Annotated in this window: 22 protein-coding genes and 1 tRNA gene; 11 read left to right on the forward strand and 12 right to left on the reverse strand. The window is 62.1% G+C overall.

The genetic code is table 11. The features are described 5' to 3' along the window. Nucleotides 1–407: 407 nt before the first annotated feature. Nucleotides 408–623: a hypothetical protein gene (locus tag ETC27_RS13130; RefSeq protein WP_136255468.1), complete on the forward strand. Its 216-nt coding sequence runs from the start codon at nucleotides 408–410 to the stop codon at nucleotides 621–623. 109 nt (nucleotides 624–732) lie between these two features. Here the strand turns inward: ETC27_RS13130 and ETC27_RS13135 are convergent, their stop codons facing one another. Further along, a complete protein-coding gene (locus ETC27_RS13135; RefSeq protein ID WP_136255469.1) occupies nucleotides 733–1557 on the reverse strand; it encodes a Tim44 domain-containing protein in 825 nt (274 codons plus the stop codon). Nucleotides 1558–1656: 99 nt separating this feature from the next. Here ETC27_RS13135 and ETC27_RS13140 point away from each other — a divergent pair, with 99 nt between their 5' ends. Next, nucleotides 1657–2229 carry an isochorismatase family protein gene (locus ETC27_RS13140; RefSeq protein WP_136255470.1) on the forward strand — a complete coding sequence of 191 codons (573 nt, stop codon included), beginning with the start codon at nucleotides 1657–1659 and terminating at the stop codon, nucleotides 2227–2229. 40 nt (nucleotides 2230–2269) lie between these two features. Here ETC27_RS13140 and yaaA read toward each other — a convergent pair whose 3' ends face one another. Continuing rightward, a complete protein-coding gene (gene yaaA / locus ETC27_RS13145; protein ID WP_136255471.1) occupies nucleotides 2270–3049 on the reverse strand; it encodes a peroxide stress protein YaaA in 780 nt (259 codons plus the stop codon). Nucleotides 3050–3275: 226 nt separating this feature from the next. Then, entirely contained in the window at nucleotides 3276–4307 is a 1032-nt protein-coding gene (locus ETC27_RS13150) for an NADP(H)-dependent aldo-keto reductase (protein ID WP_136255472.1), read from the reverse strand. Between the two features lie 225 nt (nucleotides 4308–4532). Between ETC27_RS13150 and ETC27_RS13155 the strand changes: the two genes are divergently transcribed. Then, nucleotides 4533–5039 (forward strand): tetratricopeptide repeat protein, encoded by a 507-nt coding sequence (locus tag ETC27_RS13155; protein WP_136255473.1) that lies wholly within the window; start codon nucleotides 4533–4535, stop codon nucleotides 5037–5039. 92 nt (nucleotides 5040–5131) lie between these two features. Further along, entirely contained in the window at nucleotides 5132–5641 is a 510-nt protein-coding gene (locus ETC27_RS13160; protein ID WP_136255474.1) for a 3'-5' exonuclease family protein, read from the forward strand. A 154-nt stretch (nucleotides 5642–5795) separates the two neighbouring features. Here the strand turns inward: ETC27_RS13160 and ETC27_RS13165 are convergent, their stop codons facing one another. The 6 genes from ETC27_RS13165 to ETC27_RS13190 form a co-directional block, all read right to left on the reverse strand. Continuing rightward, nucleotides 5796–6374 carry an LOG family protein gene (locus ETC27_RS13165; protein ID WP_136255475.1) on the reverse strand — a complete coding sequence of 193 codons (579 nt, stop codon included), beginning with the start codon at nucleotides 6372–6374 and terminating at the stop codon, nucleotides 5796–5798. A gap of 149 nt (nucleotides 6375–6523) precedes the next feature. Continuing rightward, entirely contained in the window at nucleotides 6524–7045 is a 522-nt protein-coding gene (locus tag ETC27_RS13170) for a DUF501 domain-containing protein (RefSeq protein ID WP_136255476.1), read from the reverse strand. Beyond that, nucleotides 7017–7343, reverse strand: a complete 327-nt coding sequence (locus ETC27_RS13175; RefSeq protein ID WP_136255477.1) for a hypothetical protein — start codon at nucleotides 7341–7343, stop codon at nucleotides 7017–7019. The genes ETC27_RS13170 and ETC27_RS13175 overlap by 29 nt, the downstream gene beginning before the upstream one ends. A 120-nt stretch (nucleotides 7344–7463) precedes the next feature. Then, on the reverse strand, nucleotides 7464–7934 hold the full coding sequence (gene ybaK, locus ETC27_RS13180; protein ID WP_136255478.1) for a Cys-tRNA(Pro) deacylase: 471 nt from the start codon (nucleotides 7932–7934) through the stop codon (nucleotides 7464–7466). After that, nucleotides 7931–8341 (reverse strand): acyl-CoA thioesterase, encoded by a 411-nt coding sequence (locus tag ETC27_RS13185; protein WP_136255479.1) that lies wholly within the window; start codon nucleotides 8339–8341, stop codon nucleotides 7931–7933. Before ETC27_RS13185 ends, ybaK begins: the two co-directional genes overlap by 4 nt. A 98-nt stretch (nucleotides 8342–8439) precedes the next feature. After that, nucleotides 8440–8865, reverse strand: a complete 426-nt coding sequence (locus ETC27_RS13190; protein WP_136255480.1) for a hypothetical protein — start codon at nucleotides 8863–8865, stop codon at nucleotides 8440–8442. Nucleotides 8866–8908: 43 nt separating this feature from the next. Between ETC27_RS13190 and ETC27_RS13195 the strand changes: the two genes are divergently transcribed. After that, the gene (locus ETC27_RS13195) at nucleotides 8909–10066 is read left to right on the forward strand and encodes a MalY/PatB family protein (protein WP_136255481.1); all 1158 of its coding nucleotides are present in this window, start codon (nucleotides 8909–8911) and stop codon (nucleotides 10064–10066) included. Here ETC27_RS13195 and ETC27_RS13200 read toward each other — a convergent pair. Then, nucleotides 10060–10986, reverse strand: a complete 927-nt coding sequence (locus tag ETC27_RS13200; RefSeq protein WP_136255482.1) for a tetratricopeptide repeat protein — start codon at nucleotides 10984–10986, stop codon at nucleotides 10060–10062. The two genes, ETC27_RS13195 and ETC27_RS13200, sit on opposite strands and share 7 nt — an antisense overlap. A 145-nt stretch (nucleotides 10987–11131) precedes the next feature. On the opposite strand from ETC27_RS13200, the gene ETC27_RS13205 reads away from it, so the two are divergent. Further along, nucleotides 11132–11890, forward strand: a complete 759-nt coding sequence (locus ETC27_RS13205; protein WP_240724913.1) for a DUF3750 domain-containing protein — start codon at nucleotides 11132–11134, stop codon at nucleotides 11888–11890. Between the two features lie 494 nt (nucleotides 11891–12384). On the opposite strand, the gene ETC27_RS13210 is transcribed toward ETC27_RS13205, so the two are convergent. Then, nucleotides 12385–12461, reverse strand: a tRNA-Met gene (locus tag ETC27_RS13210). A gap of 190 nt (nucleotides 12462–12651) precedes the next feature. Here ETC27_RS13210 and phbB point away from each other — a divergent pair. Next, nucleotides 12652–13398 carry an acetoacetyl-CoA reductase gene (gene phbB / locus ETC27_RS13215; protein WP_136255484.1) on the forward strand — a complete coding sequence of 249 codons (747 nt, stop codon included), beginning with the start codon at nucleotides 12652–12654 and terminating at the stop codon, nucleotides 13396–13398. A gap of 183 nt (nucleotides 13399–13581) precedes the next feature. On the opposite strand, the gene ETC27_RS13220 is transcribed toward phbB, so the two are convergent. Beyond that, the gene (locus ETC27_RS13220) at nucleotides 13582–16362 is read right to left on the reverse strand and encodes a DUF349 domain-containing protein (RefSeq protein WP_136255485.1); all 2781 of its coding nucleotides are present in this window, start codon (nucleotides 16360–16362) and stop codon (nucleotides 13582–13584) included. A gap of 278 nt (nucleotides 16363–16640) precedes the next feature. Between ETC27_RS13220 and minC the strand changes: the two genes are divergently transcribed. The 4 genes from minC (at nucleotide 16641) to sbcB (ending at nucleotide 20087) form a co-directional block, all read left to right on the forward strand. Next, the gene (gene minC / locus ETC27_RS13225; RefSeq protein WP_136255486.1) at nucleotides 16641–17381 is read left to right on the forward strand and encodes a septum site-determining protein MinC; all 741 of its coding nucleotides are present in this window, start codon (nucleotides 16641–16643) and stop codon (nucleotides 17379–17381) included. Nucleotides 17382–17427: 46 nt separating this feature from the next. Beyond that, a complete protein-coding gene (minD, locus tag ETC27_RS13230) occupies nucleotides 17428–18246 on the forward strand; it encodes a septum site-determining protein MinD (RefSeq protein ID WP_136255487.1) in 819 nt (272 codons plus the stop codon). Further along, nucleotides 18243–18494, forward strand: a complete 252-nt coding sequence (gene minE, locus ETC27_RS13235; protein ID WP_136255488.1) for a cell division topological specificity factor MinE — start codon at nucleotides 18243–18245, stop codon at nucleotides 18492–18494. The genes minD and minE overlap by 4 nt, the downstream gene beginning before the upstream one ends. A gap of 99 nt (nucleotides 18495–18593) precedes the next feature. Next, nucleotides 18594–20087 (forward strand): exodeoxyribonuclease I, encoded by a 1494-nt coding sequence (gene sbcB / locus ETC27_RS13240; RefSeq protein WP_136255489.1) that lies wholly within the window; start codon nucleotides 18594–18596, stop codon nucleotides 20085–20087. Nucleotides 20088–20119: the final 32 nt, after the last annotated feature.

The raw sequence follows: 20119 nt of genomic DNA on the forward strand, positions 1-20119 counted from the left end.
CGTCAGGCACTTACACTGAAAGAACCCCGGCCCTCACAGGCCGGGGTTTTTTTATGCCGGTACAAAATGATCGGCCACAGCCCCCCTCTAATGGCGCCTGCTACGACGGCCACCAGCGACTTTTCCTCTCCAGCACCAGCACCAGCAACGAAGCGAAAAGCGACGGCCCTCATCCCGGGGCTTCTCTGCCCCTTTCCTGCTCACCTCCGATCGCTGACGTAACCAGAGCTCTTATGCACTTATATGACGACTTATTACACGTAGCCTTACAAGTGGGCCATATGCGCCTGCTCGGCGCAAAAGCTTGGACTGAAGGCGCTATGGGTAGAGTTGCAGCGCCAAGACAGCTATGGTGGATGGACTGACACTCGTCAGGCATGACATCAATGATTTAGGAGGACAGCATCATGAACGTGAAGCTTACGGAAAAGCTGAAGGGCAAGTTTGGCATCATGCTGCTGGTAGCCATGATGGCCGTTGCCATCACTGGTTGTGAGGAAGAAGGGCCGGCGGAACAAGCTGGTGAGAAGGTCGATAACGCCATGGAGGACACGGGCGAAGCGATCGAGGATGCCGGTGAGAACGTCGAAGAAGCGGCCGATGAGGCGCAGTCTGAGTACTGAGTTAATTGAGCTGATGCCGAGTGTCGGATCGAGCATCGACCGAGCGAAGCATTAACCAAAAAAGGCCGGGCAATCGCCCGGCCTTTTTATGTGGATGATAACGGGGACGTCAGGTACCGGGGTTTTGCTCGATGCCTTGCAGGTACCACGGCGCGTCGTCGCGCATCTCGCGGATCAGGTGCCACGTCTCGTTGAATTCGTTGCGCTCGCCGTTCTCATCCATGATGCCATGGAAGATGACCGTGGCCTCGGCCTGGTGGCCTATCTCACGGACATCACCAAGCTCTGCAAACAGCCTGACGATCTCGGTACGGTTATTGGCCGGCTGATTGGCGCGCTCTTCACGTAGCGTGTTGTAAAACTCAGGCGTGACGAATTCTTGGATGCCAGCGAAGTCGTTGTTGTCCCAGGCTCGCTGCAGGGTCATGAAATGCTCTTTGGCTCCTCCCAGGAAGCGCTCCTTGTCGAACCAGCTCGGTGTGCTGCCTGCTTCTCCAAGGCCTCCGCCGAGGGGCCCCGGTGCGGTGAAGGGCTGAGAGGCAGTTTGTTCGCGGCGAGCCATCGTATCGGCGCCAGCGGTGGCCGGCTGGCGACGCTTGGCAAAGAGGCGAAACAGTAAGAAGGCCGCTCCAGCCACCAGCAGGAGGTCCATCAGGCGTAGCTCATCGAAGGCGCCGCCGAAGAACAGCGAGGCCAAAAGGCCACCGGCGAGCATGCCGGCGAAGGGGCCGGCGAACCGTGACAGGCCCCGTGAGGGCTGACGCGCGCCGGTGCCTGCAGAGGCACTTCGATTGGGAGTGGCAGCAGTCGAATCTGCTGAGCGGGAGTAGGACCCGAAACTCTTGCCGCCGCCCAGCCGCTTGGCCTCGGCATGATCGACGGCCAGGCCCAGGCTCATGAAGGTAGCCAGTATGAGTACGAAGATATTGCGCATGGGGAGAGAAGACTCCTAAGGGATGATTCGATTCCCTGACAGAATACCCGCTTCGGCGCCTATGCTGAATCGATAACGTCACAGGTAAGGAATACCGAGATGCGACTCGACCGCGCGACCAGCCTATTGTTGATCGTGGACCTACAGACCGGCCTGTTACCCGTGATTGACGGAGGCGAGCAGGCCGTCGAGGAGGCGGCCTGGCTCGCGGGGCTGTCAGGACTTCTGGAAGTCCCGGTGTGGATGACCGAGCAATACCCGACAGGGCTTGGAGAGACCGACGCCCGGCTACTTGCGGCGGTGCCGGAAGCGGTGCGCTGGGAGAAGGTGCACTTCGGGGCTGACCGGGAGCCGGCCTTCGCCGAGGCGCTTGCTGAGCTTGGTCGAAGGCAGGTGGTGATCTGTGGCAGCGAGGCGCACATCTGCGTGCTGCAGACGGCGTTGGGTCTACTGGCGTCGGGCTACGACGTGTATTGGCTCGCGGAAGCCTGTGCCAGCCGACGCCCGGAAGAAGCGCGGCTGGCAAGAGAGCGAGTCATGGCCGCCGGCGGGGTCGTGATCAGCGCTGACATGGCCGCTTATGAATGGCTTGAGCGTTGCGATGACGAGCGCTTCAAGGTGGCTCACCGTAACTTCCTCAAACCCCGCGCGGCGCGCGCCCTGCGCTTCTAAAGCGACACAGGCCCGCGGCCCAGATAAAGAGCTATGAGCCTCAGGACGCGCCTTCTTCGCGGGTGAACACCAGCGTATTGCCCTCAGACATGGCCGCATTGTAGCGATAGCCCGCCACGTCGAAGTTCTTGAGGCCTTCGGGGTCGTCAAGACGCTCGCGGATCATCCAGGCGCTCATCAGGCCACGGGCCTTCTTGGCATAGAAGCTGATGATCTTGTATTGACCGTTCTTCTCGTCCTTGAACACCGGGGTGATGACCCGCGACGACAGCTTCTTGGTATCGATGGCCTTGAAGTATTCGTTGGAGGCCAGGTTGACCAGCACGGGGCTGCCGCTTGCCTTGATGGCGCGATCCAGGTCCTGCGTCAGGGTGTCTCGCCAATAGGCATAAAGGTCCTTGCCCGCGGGATTGGCAAGCTTGGTGCCCATCTCCAGACGATAGGGCAGGATCAGGTCGAGCGGGCGCAGCATGCCATAGAGGCCGGACAGAATGCGCAGGTGATCTTGGGCGAAGGCGTTGTCGTCTTCGCTGAAGCTGGCGGCATCGAGCCCCACATAGACATCGCCCTGGAAGGCCTGCGCCGCTTGCTTGGCGTTTTCCGGCGTGAAAGGCGCCTCCCACTCGGTGAAGCGGGCGGCGTTAAGGCCGGCCAGTTTGTCACTGATGCCCATCAGCTCGCTGAGCTGCTGCGGCGAGTAATCTCGTAGCACGCCGACCAGTTCGCGGCTTTGCTCGAGATAGTCGGGCTGGCTATAGGTATCGGTGCTCGGCGGGGTCTCGAAATCCAGTGTCTTGGCGGGGGAAATCACGCTCAGCATGGGGCACTCCTGTGAACAGTCGGCATGGGCAGCGGGGCCCGTCGTTGACTTGGCAGTATACCAAGCTGACCCGGGGCGCGGAGATGGTCGCTGCACTATGGCAGCGATAGTCATGAGAGGGAGCAGAACGGGACACCGTGGTGCACCGATGGCCTCACACTAGGGGCAGTCCCCGGCATTGTCGCCGGGGAATAGAGGTGCGCTGATCACTCAAGCGTTCAGAGGCTCAGGGGCTGGGATTGGGCAACCGGGCGTGCACGGCCTCGATGGCCTCCAGTACCTCGTCACTGAGCTTGAGCGACTCGCTCGCCAGGTTGCTCTCGAGTTGCTCCATGGTGGTGGCACCGATGATATTGCTGGTCAGGAAGGGCCGTGAGTTCACGTAGGCCAGCGCCATCTGGGCCGGGTCGAGGCCGTGTTCGCGAGCGATCGCCACATAGGCGCGGGTCGCCTCTTCGGCGAGCGGCGAGGTGTAGCGCTTGAAGCGCTCGAAGAGCGTCAGGCGGCTCTTGGGCGGCTTGGCGCCATCCAAATACTTGCCGGAGAGCACCCCGAAGGCCAGCGGTGAATAGGCCAGCAGGCCGGCCCGTTCACGATGGCTGATCTCGGCAAGGCCGACTTCATAGCTGCGGTTGAGCAGGCTGTAGGGGTTCTGCACGCTGGCGACCCTTGGCAGGCCGAGTCGGTCGGACAGCGAAAGGGCATGCATCACGCCCCAGGGCGTCTCGTTTGAAAGGCCGACGGCACGCACTTTGCCGGCATCGACCAGCTCCTTGAGTGCCGAGAGGCTCTCCTCCAGGGAGGTGGCGTCCTCATCTTCCTTGGCCGCATAGCCGAGCTTGCCAAAGAAGTTGGCGTTCCGCTCGGGCCAGTGCAGCTGATAAAGGTCCACATAATCGGTGTTCAGCCGCGAGAGGCTTGCATCGATCGCCTGATGGATATGCTCGCGGGTCAGCCGCGGGCCGCCGCGAATATGGTCAAGGCCGGGGCCAGTCACTTTGGTGGCCAGTACCACGTCATCGCGGACACCACGCGCCTTTAGCCAGCTGCCCACATAAGCTTCCGTCAGGCCCTGAGTCTCGGCCTTGGGCGGCACCGGGTACATCTCGGCGGTATCGATGAAGTTGATGCCGAAGGACGTGGCGCGATCGAGCTGCTCGTGCGCTTCGGCTTCGCTGTTCTGCTCGCCGAAGGTCATGGTGCCAAGGCAAAGCCGGCTGACATCGATGCCGGTATCGCCAAGCGGTCGCGTTTGCATGTCTCGCTCCAATCAGAGAAAAGTCGGATGAATCAGCATGGTAGCGGTGGCCTTTGTCGGCGGCAAATACGGGGGTTGAGTCCCCTGCATGGGGGGCGTATGCTTGCCCCCCCGTTGCCCGGGTACTGCCCGATGGCCAATAGTTTATAGTACGGTGACACGATGACGGTTGTCGGTATCCGGCGAGCGCATTTCCTTGTTACACAGGACGCTAGGTTGTTTGCCATGCATCAGGCATCTTCTTTGGTTACCCGCCTCGAATATCGACTGGCGGAACAGCTCTTCCATAATCGTTGGTTGCCGCGCTCGCCGCGTACCCAGCGATTGACGATGCACCTCTATCAGCGCTGCGCAGAAGCGGGACACACTACCGCGCTGTCGGTCTATGGACATATGCTGTTTCACCGAGCGATCAGACCGCAGGACAAGGCCAAAGGGGCCCGTTACGTGATGGAAGCCGCGCGTCAGGGGGACGTTCGCGCCCAGTATCAAGCCGGCTACATCTTCGAATACGGCTGTGCCCAGTATCCGCGGCGTGATGACAAGGCTGTCACCTGGTACGCCCGCGCTGGCGAAGCCGGTCATCCCCTTGCGGCCGAGCGTCTGGCCGATGCTTATCGCAGCGGCATGCTGGGCCTCGCCGTGGATCCGTTGCGTGCCGCCCATTGGCAAGCTCTGGCGGATGAATCCATCGCCGAGGAAGCCGCGCCCGCGGCGACTGTCTGCCACTGAGTCGACCCTTGCGCCCTGAACCGATAGGCTAGGGCCAGTGGCGGCTTCGATGAGCCGCCGTCTTTGTCAGATCCAAAAAGGATGTTCATGCCGTGACGCTGCCTACCCTGTTGGATATCGAAGCGTCCGGGTTTGGGCGCGGCAGCTATCCGATCGAGATCGGACTGGCACGGCCCGATGGCTCATCCTGCGCCTTCCTGATCCAGCCTCTGGAAGAATGGGTGCATTGGGATCCCAAGGCTGAACTCCTGCATGGCATTTCCCGTGCGCGCCTTCAGCGCGAAGGACACCCGGTCATTGAAGTGGCACGCTGGCTCAACGATGAACTGGCTGAGCTCGGCATTGCCTATAGCGATAGCTGGGGCTACGACAACACCTGGTTGTCACTGCTTTTCCACCATGCCGGCATGCTGCCGCGCTTTCGGCTCGAAGCCCTGCGCCGATTGCTCGATGAGCGCCAGCTGGAACTGTGGAGCACGGCAAAGGAAGCCCTGATCAGCGAGTGGGGTATCCAGCGTCATCGCGCGGGCGAAGATGCACGCCTCTTGCAGCTGACCTACGAACACACCTTGGCGCTGTCTCGTGCCGAGAGCGGCCACTAGCCTTTCTTACCGTCCCCATACTGTCTTGCCGCCCACATCCTGTCTTGTCGATGCCCTGATGGTTTGGCCCAGCTTGTCTTTCCCGGTTGCGAACGACCGGCACTCGCTTTTCCCTATAACATCTGCCGTGCACTGGGCTGTCGTAGGCTACTGTTCAGACGTTTCCGCCGACTGATTGTGGCGTCTTGTCGTCCAACTGGCGTTCCAACTGATCCAGCAACGCCGGTGGGGTCGGGGCCGTGCTCAGGGCATCGCGAGTATGCGCATCGAGGAACCCCTGACTGACCAGGCTGTCGAGAAAGGTCAGCAAGGAAGCAAAGAAACCACGGGTATCAAGTAGTGCAATCGGCTTGTCATGCAGGCCCAGGTATTGCCACGTCCAGGACTCGAACAGCTCCTCGAGGGTGCCGATGCCGCCGGGCAGGGCGACGAAGGCATCGGCTCTTTCCGCCATCGCGGCCTTGCGCTCATGCATGTCGCCGACGCGGATCAGCTGCGTCAGGCCTTGGTGAGCCTGCTCGCGATCCACCAGGTGGTGCGGCATCACGCCGATCACCTCGCCACCGGCCTCGAGCACGGCGTCGGCAAGCGCTCCCATCAGCCCTACACGTGCCCCGCCGTAGACCAGGCGATGGCCGCGCCTCCCAAGCTCGCGGCCCAATGCCGTGGTGGCCTCGCGAAAGCAGGAATCGCTCCCTTCTCGGGAGCCCAGGTAAACACAGATGTTCGGCATGCGATGCTCCTTGATGAGGCGATCATCCTAGCGCGTCCCCTAGAGGCCGCGCAGCCTCGGTGTGTGGATTGATTCAGCATGATGCAGAAGGGGCGCCCGATAGGCGCCCCTTCCACTGTCAGTGAGTCGTTTACGGCCGCATGTCTGGCTCAGGGCAGACAGTCGATCACGCCGTACTCGGCGTCCAGCCATTGGCCGATGACGTTGTTACCGCAAAGATGGTGAGCATACTGGGTGTGCAGGCAGCGCACCTGATCCCAGTTGCTGATGCCGCCGATACCGCGCTCTTTGAGCACCTTGGCATAGCCCAGACGCTCGACCTCGGCACGCTGGGCTTCGTCCATGAAGCGCCAGCGGCGGTCCACGTAGTCCTGATGGCTGTGGTGATAGGCGGCCATGAGCTCGGGTTCCTGCTGAAGGCGAGCCTCGAGCTCCTTGATCACACCGGAAGCCTCGAGACGTGAGAGCTCCACCTTGAGACGCTCGCTGCTGAGCCAGTAAAGCGTCGGGAAAGGTTTGCCCTCGACGATGGGCGCCATGCGCAGCACCAGGGGGGTGTCTTCTCCGTCGGTGGCGGCTATCGCCATGGTGCCGCGCGGCGCGCGACCGAGCTGTTCGGTGATGATGGCCAATTGGCGTTCATCAGGGGTCTGATCGGTTTGGATCACCATCTTGGGGGTCTCGCAGAAATTTGTTCGAGCGGCCCACGGCACGAAAGAAGGCGGTATTGAGCTGCACCGGCGTCGGCACATAATGCCAGTGGCGTTCGCAGTAGTCGTTGGCCCGCGCCAGGAGTGCGTCGTAGAGCCGATTGAACGGCGCATCATAATCGTAAGGGTCATGCCCGAACAAGCGGATATGGGGGTAGTCGGCAAAGCGCTCGACGAAGTAATGCTCGAGATCGGCCTCTACGGCGCGATGGCGGTCCACGTCGTCCGGGTCGAGCCAGAGCGTGTAGCGAATGGCCATGAGGTCTCCTGATCAGGCAATGGGTGCTGGTGAGACCGCGCACATCGCTATTCGGCTCACAGCCCTGGGCAAGACTGGGTTAGGTGCCCTCAGGATAGCGCAGGACGCGGCGGAGTCGGCTCACCTGCGTGAAAGCCCCACGAGTCGAGCGCCGGTCAGCGCGACCAAGTCCTCTGGGGCGAGGCTGATCTCGAGGCCGCGACGGCCACCGCTGACATGCAGTGTCGCAAGCGCACTGGCGCTCTCGTCGATAAAGGTCGGTAGGCGCTTTTTTTGGCCGAGCGGGCTGATACCGCCGACTACATAGCCGGTGGTGCGTTCGGCCAGTGCCGGTTCGGCAAGCGTCGCCTTGCGCGCGCCGGCAGCCCGGGCCAGTGCCTTGAGGTCGAGGCGCGCGCTCACCGGCACCATCGCCACCACCAAGCGGCCGTCGTCGAGACGGGCCAGGAGCGTCTTGAAGACCGTCTCCGCTGGCAAGGCGAGAGCCTTGGCGGCTTCTTCGCCGAAGGCTTCGGCCCGTGGGTCATGGGCGTACTCGATGAGGTGGAAGTCGGTTCCTGCTGCTTCCAGGGCGCGCACCGCAGGCGTCATGCCTGAGCCTCCTTGGGTGTATACAGATGCGCTTCTAGGGCTGTACGCAGCTCACCTTCGAGAGGCTGGGCGCGTTTCTTGTCGTGATCATAGTGCACCATCACGGTATTGCCGCGGGCACAAAGCTCGCCGTGTTGGCGAGCTTCCTGCGTCACCGTGAAGGAGCTATTGCCGATCCGAGTCAGGTAAGTGCAGATCTCTACACTTGTGCCGTAATGCAGCTCGGCCATGAACTCCACATCAAAGCGGGCCAGAATCAATCGCCATTTACGCGGGTCAAGGTCCGGTGTGAAGAACCGGAACAGCTCGGTGCGTCCCTGCTCGAACCAGGCAGGCAAGCGGGTATTGTTGATGTGACCAAGGGCATCGGTGTCGTGAAAGGCGGGCTCAAGGGTGGTGACAAACATCAAAGGCTCCAGGGGCAGCAGGCAAGGATTGGGGGCAGTGTTGTCCCGCGGTGTAGACGGGACACTGTGCGGTTGATCACCGGTTCGCTCAACGCAGGCTAGATCAGCCGCTGGCTGGTCCGGTCTGCCCAGGCGTCGGGCAGTGCCTGGGCCAGCGCCTCGCGCAGGTGCTCGGGCAGTGCGGCCTGTGCGTCTTCAAAGCGCTCGAAGTCACGGTTGCGTAACCAGCAGTAGGCCCAGGCACAGGCTTCTGTTTCATCTCGGGGTGCCGGTTTGGTTGGCATCTGCATGAGCAGAAAGCTCGCTGCGCGGGCGGCCCATAAGGGTGGCTGGACGTCACCGCTCCAGGCCTCGAGAGTGGCGCCACTCGGCGTGTCTTTCGGTTCACCGAGCTTGGCGACGCGGGCGGTGTCGGCGAGGATCATGGCCAGGCGCTCCGTGCTGGACTGACCGATCAGCAGCCAGTGTTCCACTAGGCGTGATGTGCCACGCATGGCCTTGGCATAGAAGAGGGTTTCGGGCATGTTCAATGAATTCCCAAGGATGATGAACGAGACAGGAGGCCGCATGCAGTTCGATTTTGCCACGCCGGTGGCCCGGCGACATCCCGACTGGCCGTCACAGAAGTGGCAGCGCTATGACGCAGACGTGGCGCCGCTGTGGGTCGCCGACATGGATTTTCGCTCGCCGCCGGCAGTGATCGATGCGCTCGAGGCGCGAGTGGCCCACGGCGTCTTCGGCTACGGCGTCGTGCCGGACAGTCTGCGCGAGGCGCTGTGCGACTGGAGTCGTGAGCATTACGCCTGGCCCATCAAGCCCGAGTGGCAGCACTGGTTGCCGGGTGTGGTACCTGCATTGCACCTGGCGAGCCTTGCCTTCACCGCACCGGGCGACGGTATTCTGACGGTGACGCCGATCTACCCGCCGTTTCTCAAGGTGGCCGAGCGCACCGGACGGGTAGCGCAGTTTGCCGCACTTGCCGAACCCGAGGCCTCAGGTGAGCCATGGCAGCTCGACCTGGCAGCATTGGAGGCCGCTATTACTCCCGAGACGCGCCTGCTCCTGTGGTGCCAGCCGCATAACCCTACTGGGCGGGTCTGGCGCCACACGGAGCTCGAGGGCCTCGCCGAGCTGGTCGAACGCCATGATCTGCTGGTGGTATCCGATGAGCTGCACTGCGATCTTTTGCTGGATGAAGGCGCCAGCCACCGGCCGTTGGCGGCAAGCTTTCCGATGTTGGCCAGCCGTATCATCACGCTATGGGCGCCTTCCAAGACCTTCAACCTGGCGGGGCTGACCGCGGCCTGTGCGGTAATCCCGGATGCCAATCTGCGCCGGCAGTTTATTGCTGCAGGGCGCGGGCTGCTGCCGGATGTCAACGTGATGGGCCTGGTCGCGGCCGAAGCCGCCTACCGTCACGGCGAACCCTGGCGCCAGGCACTGCTCGAGACATTGCGCGGGCATCGGATTCGCTTGGCCGAAGCCGTGGCCGGCTGGCCGGGAGTGGCGATGAGTGCACCACAATCCACCTATCTCGCCTGGCTCGACCTGCGTCATGCAGGACTTGGTGAATCACCCCAGCGGGTACTGCTGGATGAGGCGCGGGTGGCGCTGTCCGACGGTGCCGATTTTGGCTGGCCGGGCTTTGTGCGACTCAATTTCGGGACCACCCGCTCTCAACTGGCCGAGGCGCTGCAGCGTCTCGACCAGGTGCTGGCTCAGTAGAGTAGAGTGAATAGCTTGCGACGGTAGGTGACCGTTAGCGGGTGGTCGGCGCCGAGGGCGTCGAAGACCCGCAGCAAGGTGTGCTTGGCGGCATCGTCGCCGTAGGCGCGGTCGCGCTTCACCACCGTCAGCAGGCCCTCGAGCCCGGCTTCGTAGTCGCCATCAGCGACCCGGCGCAGGGAGCGCAGGAACTGTGCCTCGCTGTCATCGCGATCACCCAGTGCTGCGAGTGTCTCGGCGGCCGGGGCCTTTTGGGCAAACTCGAGCCGTGCCCGTACGCCGCGGGCACGAGGTGCGTCGCGGTGCTCAGGGGGCAGGTTGTCGAGGATTGTCCTGGCATCTTCGGGGTGGCCCTCGGCCAGCACGGCACTTGCCAGGTCGACCTGGTAGTCGTAATGGCCTGGATTGTCCTGCACCAGTTGTTGGTAGATCGATCGTGCGGTCGACGGGTCACCGGCTGCAAGCGCCGCTTGAGCCTGTTCCTCGGGTGAGGCTTCCGAGGCGGCCGTGGCCGTGATGTGCTTGCCGAGCCATTCGCGGATCTGGCTTTCCGGCAGTTCGCCCTGGAACTCATCGTAGAGCTGGCCCTGCATGATCAGCTTGACGTCGGGCACTGATTGGATGCCCAGCTGTGCGGCGATCTGTCGATGCTCGTTAACGTCGAGTTTGGCCAGCACGAAGGCACCGTTGTACTCACGTGCCAGCTTCTCGAGCACCGGCATCAGGTTCTGGCAGGCCTCGTTCCCGGGCACCCAGCAGTCAAGCACCACCGGCGTATTCACAGAGCCTTCCAGCACCACCTGCTGGAAGTTGCTCATGTCGAGGTCGACGATGTAGGCGGCGGAATCGGCATCGGCCGCGTTACCGGCGCCTGTGTCTGGGGTCAGTGGCTCGCCACTACGCGGGTCGACGATCGGCATGCGGGCTACCTTGTGTGTTGGGGAATTTACCCGTTAGATGCGGGTGGTGGTGGCTGGATTCAAGGTGTCCGCGGCTGAAGGCGTGCGGCATGGCACATTAGCGGGATAGCAGGTGAGCGTCTGGAGGGCGAGGATGGGCTCGATAATGAAAGGGTTGCTGGGCGCGTCGGCTGCGGTGGCTCTGCTGCTGGCTGGTCCGGTCTGGATGCTGGCCGGCGATGGAGTCGATCTCGATACCCATTGGTCGGATGCTGATCGACGGCCCACTGGCCTGGCACCGCCGCCCAGCGTAACGCCTGAAGCGGTTGTTCAGGTCTACGCGGCGAGGGCCTATGACTGGCGAGGCGCCTTTGCCGAACATACGTGGATCGCCACCAAGGCCGCCGGCGCCGAGCGTTATCGGCGTCATCAAGTGCTGAGCTGGCGTCGGCCCGCCGTGGTCAGTCAGTGGGGGCCGCCGGATCGCGCCTGGTACGGCAATCCTCCTCACCTGCTGGCCGACTATCGCGGCGCCGTCGCCGCAGAGCTGATTCCTCGTATTGAAGCCGCCGTTGCGCGCTACCCACACCCCGATCGCTATCGCGCCTGGCCGGGCCCCAATAGCAATACCTTTATCGCCTGGATCATTCGCCAAGTGCCCGGACTCGACGTGGCATTACCGGCCAATGCGCTAGGCAAGGATTATCTGCTCGAGGGGATGCTGGCCGATGCGCCCAGCGGTAGCGGCTATCAATTGGCGCTAGGGGGGCTGGTAGGGGTGCTGTTGGCTCGGGAGGAAGGACTGGAAATCAATGTTCTGGGACTCACGCTCGGTATTGATCTTTCTCCGCTCGCGCTCAAGCTTCCCGGTATCGGACGCCTGGGCCCCGCGGAGCCGGTACAAGGCAACCGCAACCCCGGCTAGGACCGCCGACGTTGAAGCCTGAGTGAACCGGTGACCGTTGGGTATCGTCCGGGGCCTGTCGTGGTAGCAGACACAAAAAAACCGACACTCGAGTGAGTATCGGCTTTCTCTGTATTGGGTAGCGGGGACCGCCGACGTTGAAACAAAGGCGAACCGATGACCGCTGGGTATCGTCCGGGGCCTGTCGTGGTAGCAGACACAAAAAAGCCGACACTCGAGTGAGTATCGGCTTTCTCTATATTGGGTAGCGGGGACCGCCGACGTTGAAGCCAGAGTGAACCGATGGCCGCTGGGTATCGTCTGGGGTCTGTTGGGGTACTAGACACAAAAAAGCCGACACTCGAGTGAGTATCGGCTTTCTCTGTATTGGGTAGCGGGGACCGCCGACGTTGAAATCAGAGTGAACCGATGGCCGCTGGGTATCGACTGGGGTCTGTTGAGGTACTAGACACAAAAAAGCCGACACTCGAATGAGTATCGGCTTTCTCTATATTTGGTAGCGGGGACCGGATTTGAACCGATGACCTTCGGGTTATGAGCCCGACGAGCTACCAGACTGCTCCACCCCGCATCAACGTGAGACGTATAATACAGGTTATTTGCGCATGGTCAAGAGTTGAATCGAAGACAACAGAATGTGGGTCGTATGAATTGAAAGTGACATAAGGGATTGCGATGCTCGAGGGTATCGGCGCGGGAATGGTCCATACTGACCGGGGAACGTCGTAGCACCCACTGTCATTCATAGGGAGATATATTATATGGCTAATGAAGCACCCGTCGCATGGGTTACCGGGGGAACTGGCGGCATCGGTTCAGCGATCTGCCGCGCCCTGGCCAAGGAGGGCTATCAGGTCGTCGCCGGCTATCATAATCCGGAAAAGGCCAAGGACTGGCTTGCCTCTCAACAGGCTGAGGGCTTCGATAACATCGCGTTATCCGGCATCGACCTGACCGATTATGACGACTGCGTTGCGGGCGTGAAGGAAATCCGCAATCAGTTCGGTCCGATCAGTGTGCTGGTTAACTGTGCCGGTATCACCCGGGACGGCACCATGAAGAAGATGACGCCCGATCAATGGCATGAGGTCATCGATACCAACCTCAACAGTGTCTTCAACACCTGTCGTGGCGTCATCGAGGATATGCTCGAACAAGGCTATGGCCGCATCGTGAATATCTCCTCGATCAATGGGCGCAAGGGCCAGTTCGGCCAGGCTAACTACGCAGCTGCCAAGGCCGGCATGCATGGCCTGACCATGTCTCTGGCACAGGAAACGGCGACCAAGGGCATCACCGTCAATACGCTGTCACCGGGCTATATCGCCACCGACATGATCATGAAAATTCCGGAAAAAGTGCGCGAGACAATTCGTGAAGGCATTCCGGTCAAGCGTTACGGGACCCCGGAAGAAATCGCACGGGCAGTCGTCTTCCTGGCCGACAAGGAGTCCGGCTTCATTACCGGCGCCAACCTCGATATCAACGGTGGCCAGTTCATGGGCTGAGGCTCCTCCATGTTGGAAGGAAGGACGCAGGTTGTTAGTGAACGATTAAACGTGAGCTAAGATGCACGCCTAAAAAAGCCCCAAGGCTTAGCCTCGGGGCTTTTTGTTTGGCTTTTGCCATCAGGTGGCTCACTGGCGGCGTCACTGGGCCATGATGTTGTCGGCGTTGCTTTTCGGCCTCCGTCAGGGCGGTGGCAGAGGCAGCATTTTGTGCAGCAGCGCATCAAGCTCTGGTGCTTCACGTTCCCAGTGGTCCACCGGCATGGGGCCGGTGGCCAGCAACGACCATAAAACGCTGTGAAGCTCTTCGGCACGAGTCGGCTCATGACCCAGGCTTTCGTTGAGGCGCTCAACCTGAATGGCCAGGCGCAGCGGCTCGTCCTGATGGGCGAGGCTGCTGCCGGCCAATAGTGCCAGGTGAACCCGCAGGCGCGTCAGGGTGTCCCTGACCGTTTCAGGGGGAGGCGGATCACGACGAGCCGCATTGCGAGCCTGGTGGGCCTTGAGCATGTCGCCACTGAGCTCCTCCGTGGCAGGCACCTCCTCGGCGGGCAGGCCATCCAGCGCCCGGTGATCCGCATCGAGATGGGCGGTGAGTAACGCCTGCAAGGACTGCCAGGCAACCACCTCTTCGTTGACTGCCAGTCGGGCCAGCCGCTCGCGACGAGCGCGCACGATGCCGGTCCAGCGTTTGGTCATGCCTTCGGTGCGCCGTCCGGGGGGCAATGGCTTGAGCGCGTCGACTTCGGCGATGGCATCATCGAGGATCGGCTCTTCATCGCTTGAAGAGGGTTGCCAGGTATCGATGCGGTCGATGGCGGCCTGCATGGTCTCCAGACGTTTCTTTGCGCGGGCTGCTTGGTCATCGTACTCGGCCTCGCGACTGGCGAAGATCTCGTCGCAAAGGTTACGAAATTCTCGCCAAAGTGCCTGCTCTTCTCCTTTGGGTGCTCGTCCCAGCTCCCGCCAGCGACGCTGCAGGTGCTTGGCGTCTCGTGCACGCTGGGTGGCGGGTTGAGAGGAGTCGCTGAGTGTTCGGGCCTCGGCGATCAGTTCGCGCTTGGCATCGGCGATCTGTTGAGCACGGCGATCAATCAGCGCCTGGAGATCATGGCAGAGCTTGGCGAAGCGCCGGCCAATGGTTTGCGACTGTTGGCGAGGCACTGGGGCGCAGCGACGCCATTGCTCGCGGGCTTTGTCACGGATATCGCGCAAGGCATCCGGGTCGGCGTCGGGGTCGGGGCTCTCCAGCAGCGCCTCGAGCTGTTCACAGAGTGCTCGACGGGTCTCAAGGTTCTGGACGCGTTGAGCCTGCTGCTGTTGCCGCCACGGCGCCAGTCGCTCGTGGATCTGCTCGGAGGCTTGGCGAAAGCGCTGGGAAAGCTCGCGAGTGGCGGCGGCATCGCCCAGCGCCTTCCACTCTGAAAGCAATCGGCGGTGACGACGATCCATCACATCAGCGGACTGGGTGCCATCCTCGGCCAGCGTCTCGATGCTTTGACACAGCTGCTCACGTTTGGGGGCGGCGACGAAGCCACGCCAGTCACGCAGTTCGGCGAGCTGGGCGCCCAGGCGCTTGAGCTGGCCCTCAAATGCCTGACGCTCGTCTGCCGGACGCGTCTCGAGGTGTTGGCGTAGCTGCTGATGCAGGCGGCTGGCGGCCTTGAAGGCGCCGCGATTGAGCTGCTCCTCGAGCGTGGCGAGGTTGCGCTTGATTTCATCTCGATTGGTTGATGCCGCCGCCTCACGGGCTTGGCCGAGCTTGGCACGCGCGCGTTCGACGGCGGCGGCGGGTGGCAGCTCAGCCGGCCAGTCGATGGTCTCGAGCAGTGCGACCAGGCCGTCGTGATCATGATCGCTCAGTGCACGCTCAAGGGAGTCGGCATGCTGCTCGAGGCGCGCCCAGGCGGCGTCGAGGTGATGATAGTCGGCAAGGGCCCGGTCGTGGCGTTCGCGTAGCGAGTCTTGAGGCGGGTGGCGGTCGGAAAGTTCTTCCCAGCGTTGGTCGAGGAGATGTTTCTGGGCACGCAGGCTGGCCATGTCTTGCCCTGTAAGCCGGCCGTGTTGGCGGAGCCCTTCGAGGCTTTCCTCCAATGCTTCGATCAGGCCAAGGCGCATTTCGTCGTCGCTCTCGCGCTGCTGATGCGCACTTTCGGCGGCCTGCAGATGGGCCTCATGGTCGCTGATGACTTTGCGGCACGCCAGGATGGCATCCTGATAGCGACGTTCCTGCTCGGCGTTGGGCAGGTCCTTCAGCGATTCCCACTCACGCTTCAGGTGGCGATATCGACTCGCGTACTGCGGCTCCCAGGCGTGAGTGACATGCGCCTCCAGGGCACTGAGCACTCGCTCACGCTTCTCGTGGCTCGCGACAGCCTGAGCCGCATCGGCGCGCCGCCGGTTGAGGGCCTCCCGAGCCAGCCGATGGATCTGCTTGTCTCGCCGGGCGCGGCGGGACAGCTCGCGCAGCCCGTCTTCGCTCTTGATGCGTTCTGCTGCCGCACGGCGCACGGCGGCGATGCCATTCTCGCAGGCTTGAAGGATCAGCGTTTCTTCATCGACTATACGAGCAAGGGCCGTCAATCGCAGATGTTGGTTATCGCCTTGTAAGGCAATCTCATTCAACAGATGATGCGTATCGAGACGCTCGACCAACGCCAAGCGGCGATCAAGGCTCACTCCGGGGGCTCGGCCGACCAGCAAGTCGACCAGCCGCGTCGTCAACTCCGGGGAAGCGTCGTCATCCAACATGGCCAGCAGTGTCTCGGGATCGCCAAGTCTCGCCAATGCCGCCTCACGTACCTCGGCATCCGGGTCCTTGGCCAGCGTCTCAAGCTGGCGGTGATCGTCGGGACGCTCGGCATCAAGCCGCTCGACGGCATCACGACGTTTCAAGGCATCGGGGTGCTGCCAGCGAGGCGACAGCAGACGACGGATCCATGCTGTGGGTGTCTTTCCTGACATGATGATGTGGTGTTCCTGTATGGGCGGGGCCTGCACCGCACCATGGCGATGACTGTCCATCTAAGCATGTGACGAAGGGCCGGAAAAGTCCTGCCGCCATGGAGGATGGCGCTTCCCCGCTACGTGAAAGCGGTGCCGCCGGGGGCCAATTTGGTGATCGCAAGCAAAACCCGAACAAGACAATCACTGACAGCTTGGCCTCTTGGTCTTATGATCAGTTGCAGGGTTGCTATCCCTCGCTTAGCTTTAACCTTTATCACCCGCTGCGGAGTCCGGCAATGAGTCTCAAGATGGACAGGGCCAGCATGGCATTTACCTTCAAGGGTGGCATGTTGCCCATGACGGTCATGGAGTTGACCAGTGGCGATCCCGAGCGCATCCGGGACCAGCTGGCCGGCAAACTTAGCCAATCACCCGCCTTCTTCCAGCACACACCTGTCGTGCTGAGTGTGGAGAAGCTCGACGAGCCACATCTGTCGCTGGAGCGGATCTGTGCCGTTTGCCGCGCCAATAAGCTTTTGCCAGTAGCGGTACGCGGGGGGGCGGACCCGGTCAAGCAATCGGCCTGGGCGTTGGGGCTAGGTTGGTTCCCGCCACAGGAGCTGCGGACGCGATCGCTTGAGAGCGTCACGCCGCCGTCCGAGGAGCCGGTCGAACAGGACGATACCCCGGCGGCTGCCTTGGCCACGCCAACGGGGCGCATCTTTCGTGGTACCGTCCGTTCGGGCCAACAGGTCAGCGCCCAGGAAGGTGACCTGGTGGTGATAGGTGCGGTTAACGCCGGCGCTGAGGTACTGGCTGCTGGCAACATTCACGTTTATGGTGCCTTGCGAGGACGGGCCCTGGCCGGTATCCATGGCGATCATGAAGCCGCTATCTTTTGTCGTGAGCTGGACGCCGAACTGCTGTCGGTGGCCGGCAACTACAAGCGGTTGGAAGACATTGATCCGCGACTGCTGGGCAGTACCGTCCAGGTCAGCCTGAGCGAAGACCAGTTGGCGATCGCCGCGCTGACCTGAACGTCGGGCAGCGATCCGTTATCTCATTAGCAACAGGAAGCTTATCTTGGCCAAGATCATTGTAGTGACCTCCGGCAAGGGCGGGGTTGGCAAGACGACCAGTGCAGCGGCCATCGCCACTGGGCTGGCGCTGCGTGGCAACAAGACCGTAGTGATCGATTTCGACGTTGGCCTGCGCAACCTCGATTTGATCATGGGCTGCGAGCGCCGCGTGGTCTACGACCTGGTCAACGTCATCCAAGGGGATGCCGGGATCAATCAGGCGATGATCCGCGACAAGCGGGTCGAGAACCTGCACATCCTGCCGGCCTCACAGACCCGCGACAAGGACGCCTTGACCAGTGAAGGCGTCGAGAAGATTCTCGATGCCTTGGTCGAAGACTTCGACTACATCGTATGTGACTCACCTGCGGGCATCGAGCGTGGCGCCCAGTTGGCCATGTACTTCGCCGATGAGGCGGTAGTGGTGACCAACCCCGAGGTGTCCTCGGTGCGTGACTCAGACCGTATTCTCGGCCTGCTGTCATCGAAGACCCGTCGTGCTGAGCAGAATCGCGACCCGATCAAGGAACACCTGCTGATCACTCGCTACAATCCGTCCCGCGTTGATGGCGGCGATATGCTCAACCTCGATGATATCTGCGAGATTCTGGCCATTAACCTGATTGGCCTGATTCCCGAGTCGGAGGCAGTACTACGGGCGTCTAACCAGGGGATACCGGTCACCCACGACCAGAAAAGTGATGCCGGACAGGCCTACACCGACACCGTTTCGCGGTTGCTCGGTGAGACCGTGCCGCTGCGTTTCCATGAGTATCAAAAGAAAGGGCTGCTGAGCCGCGTGTTCGGGGGAGGTCGTCGGTGAAACTGCTGGATTTCTTAAAAGGCGAGCGCAAGAAAAGCGCCTCCGTCGCCAAGGAGCGTCTACAGATTATTGTCGCTCACCAGCGAGGGCAACGTGACCAGCCGGACTATATGCCGATGCTGGAGCGTGAACTGCTGGAGGTGATCCGCCGCTACGTGAAGGTTGACCAGGACGCCATCAACATCAGCCTTGATCGCGATGATGACTGCTCGGTACTCGAGCTCAATGTGACGCTGCCGCGCAGCTGAGGGTGTTTGAGAGTGTTATCTGAGCCGTCAGCGAGGCGGCTGAGTCAAGCGGGGGACTGTGCTAGGCTAGGCGTCATTTAGCCTGCCAGGAGAGCCTTCATGGCGCCGTCCCCCGCCGCACCACGGACCTTCCTGTGGCATGACTACGAAACCTTCGGGGCCGATCCTCGTCGCGATCGACCTTCGCAGTTTGCCGCGATCCGTACCGACGCCGACTTCAACGAGGTCGGCGCGCCTATCGATGTCTACTGCAAGCCCGCCGATGATTACCTGCCACATCCTCAGGCCTGCCTGATTACCGGCATCACGCCGCAGAAGGCGCAGCGCCGGGGCGTCCCCGAGGCCGAGTTCGCCGGTATCATCAACGACGCCATGAGTGAGCCCGGTACCTGTGCCCTGGGCTACAACAGCCTGCGCTTCGATGATGAGGTCAGTCGCCATCTCTTTTACCGCAACTTCCTCGATCCCTATGCGCGGGAATGGCAGAACGGCAACTCGCGCTGGGATTTGATCGATGTGGTGAGAGCCTTCCATGCCCTGCGTCCTGAAGGCATCGCGTGGCCCAAGCGCGAGGACGGGGCGCCGAGTTTCAAGCTCGAGCACCTGACCGCTGCCAATGGCATTGAGCATGCCGGCGCTCACGATGCCCTGGCCGATGTGCGCGCGACTATCGCCCTGGGGCGGCTCCTCAAGTCCTGCAATCCGGGGCTCTTTGACTACCTGCTGGCACTGCGCAGCAAGCGAGAGGTCGCCAAGCGTCTGGACATCGCCTCGCGCAAGCCGCTTCTGCACATCTCGCGCCGTTATCCGGCGAGTCGTGCCTGCAGTGCTCTGGTCATGCCCCTGGCCGAGCATCCCAGTAACCCCAACGGGGTAATCGTCTATGACCTGGCGGTGGACCCGACGCCGTTGTTCGAGTTGTCCGTCGAGGAGATCCGGGCCCGGGTGTTCGTCGGCGCCGATGATCTCGCCGAGGGCGAAGCCCGCATTCCCCTCAAGGTAATTCATCTCAACAAGAGCCCCGTGCTCATGCCGGTGAGTTACTTGAAGGACACGAGCGGTGAGCGCAAGGGAGAGTATGGCGACATCGTCGAGCGCCTGGGGCTTGATCTGCCAACCTGTCGCCAGCACTGGAAGCAGTTGTCAGCGTCTCCCGAGGCGGCGAGCCGCGCCGCTGGGGTGTTCGCCGAACCACACCCCGAGGGGCCGCAGGACCCGGACCTGATGCTTTATTCCGGTGGCTTCTTCTCGCCGGCCGATCGCCAGCAGATGCAGCGGGTGCGTGACTCGGACCCCTGGGACCTGGTGGGGGCCAGCTTTGCCTTTCAGGACCCGCGCCTCGAGGAAATGCTGTTCCGCTTTCGGGCACGCAATTATCCCGATACCTTGGAAGGCGATGAGCAGGTCCAGTGGGACGCCTATCGCTGGTCGCGCATGAACGATGCGAGCCTGGGGGGATTGACCCTGCAGGGCTTCGCCCGTGAGATCGAGCGCCTGAATCAGGTAAGCCTCGAGGACGGCGAGCGTCAGGTGTTGGAGGAGCTGGTGATGCACGTCGAGGCGATCATGCCGGCTCAGGCCTTCGGCGCCTGACCCCTGGCGCGTCAATGGCGCCTTCGACACGC

The organism is Onishia niordana, from assembly GCF_004798965.1.
Classification (GTDB): domain Bacteria; phylum Pseudomonadota; class Gammaproteobacteria; order Pseudomonadales; family Halomonadaceae; genus Onishia; species Onishia niordana.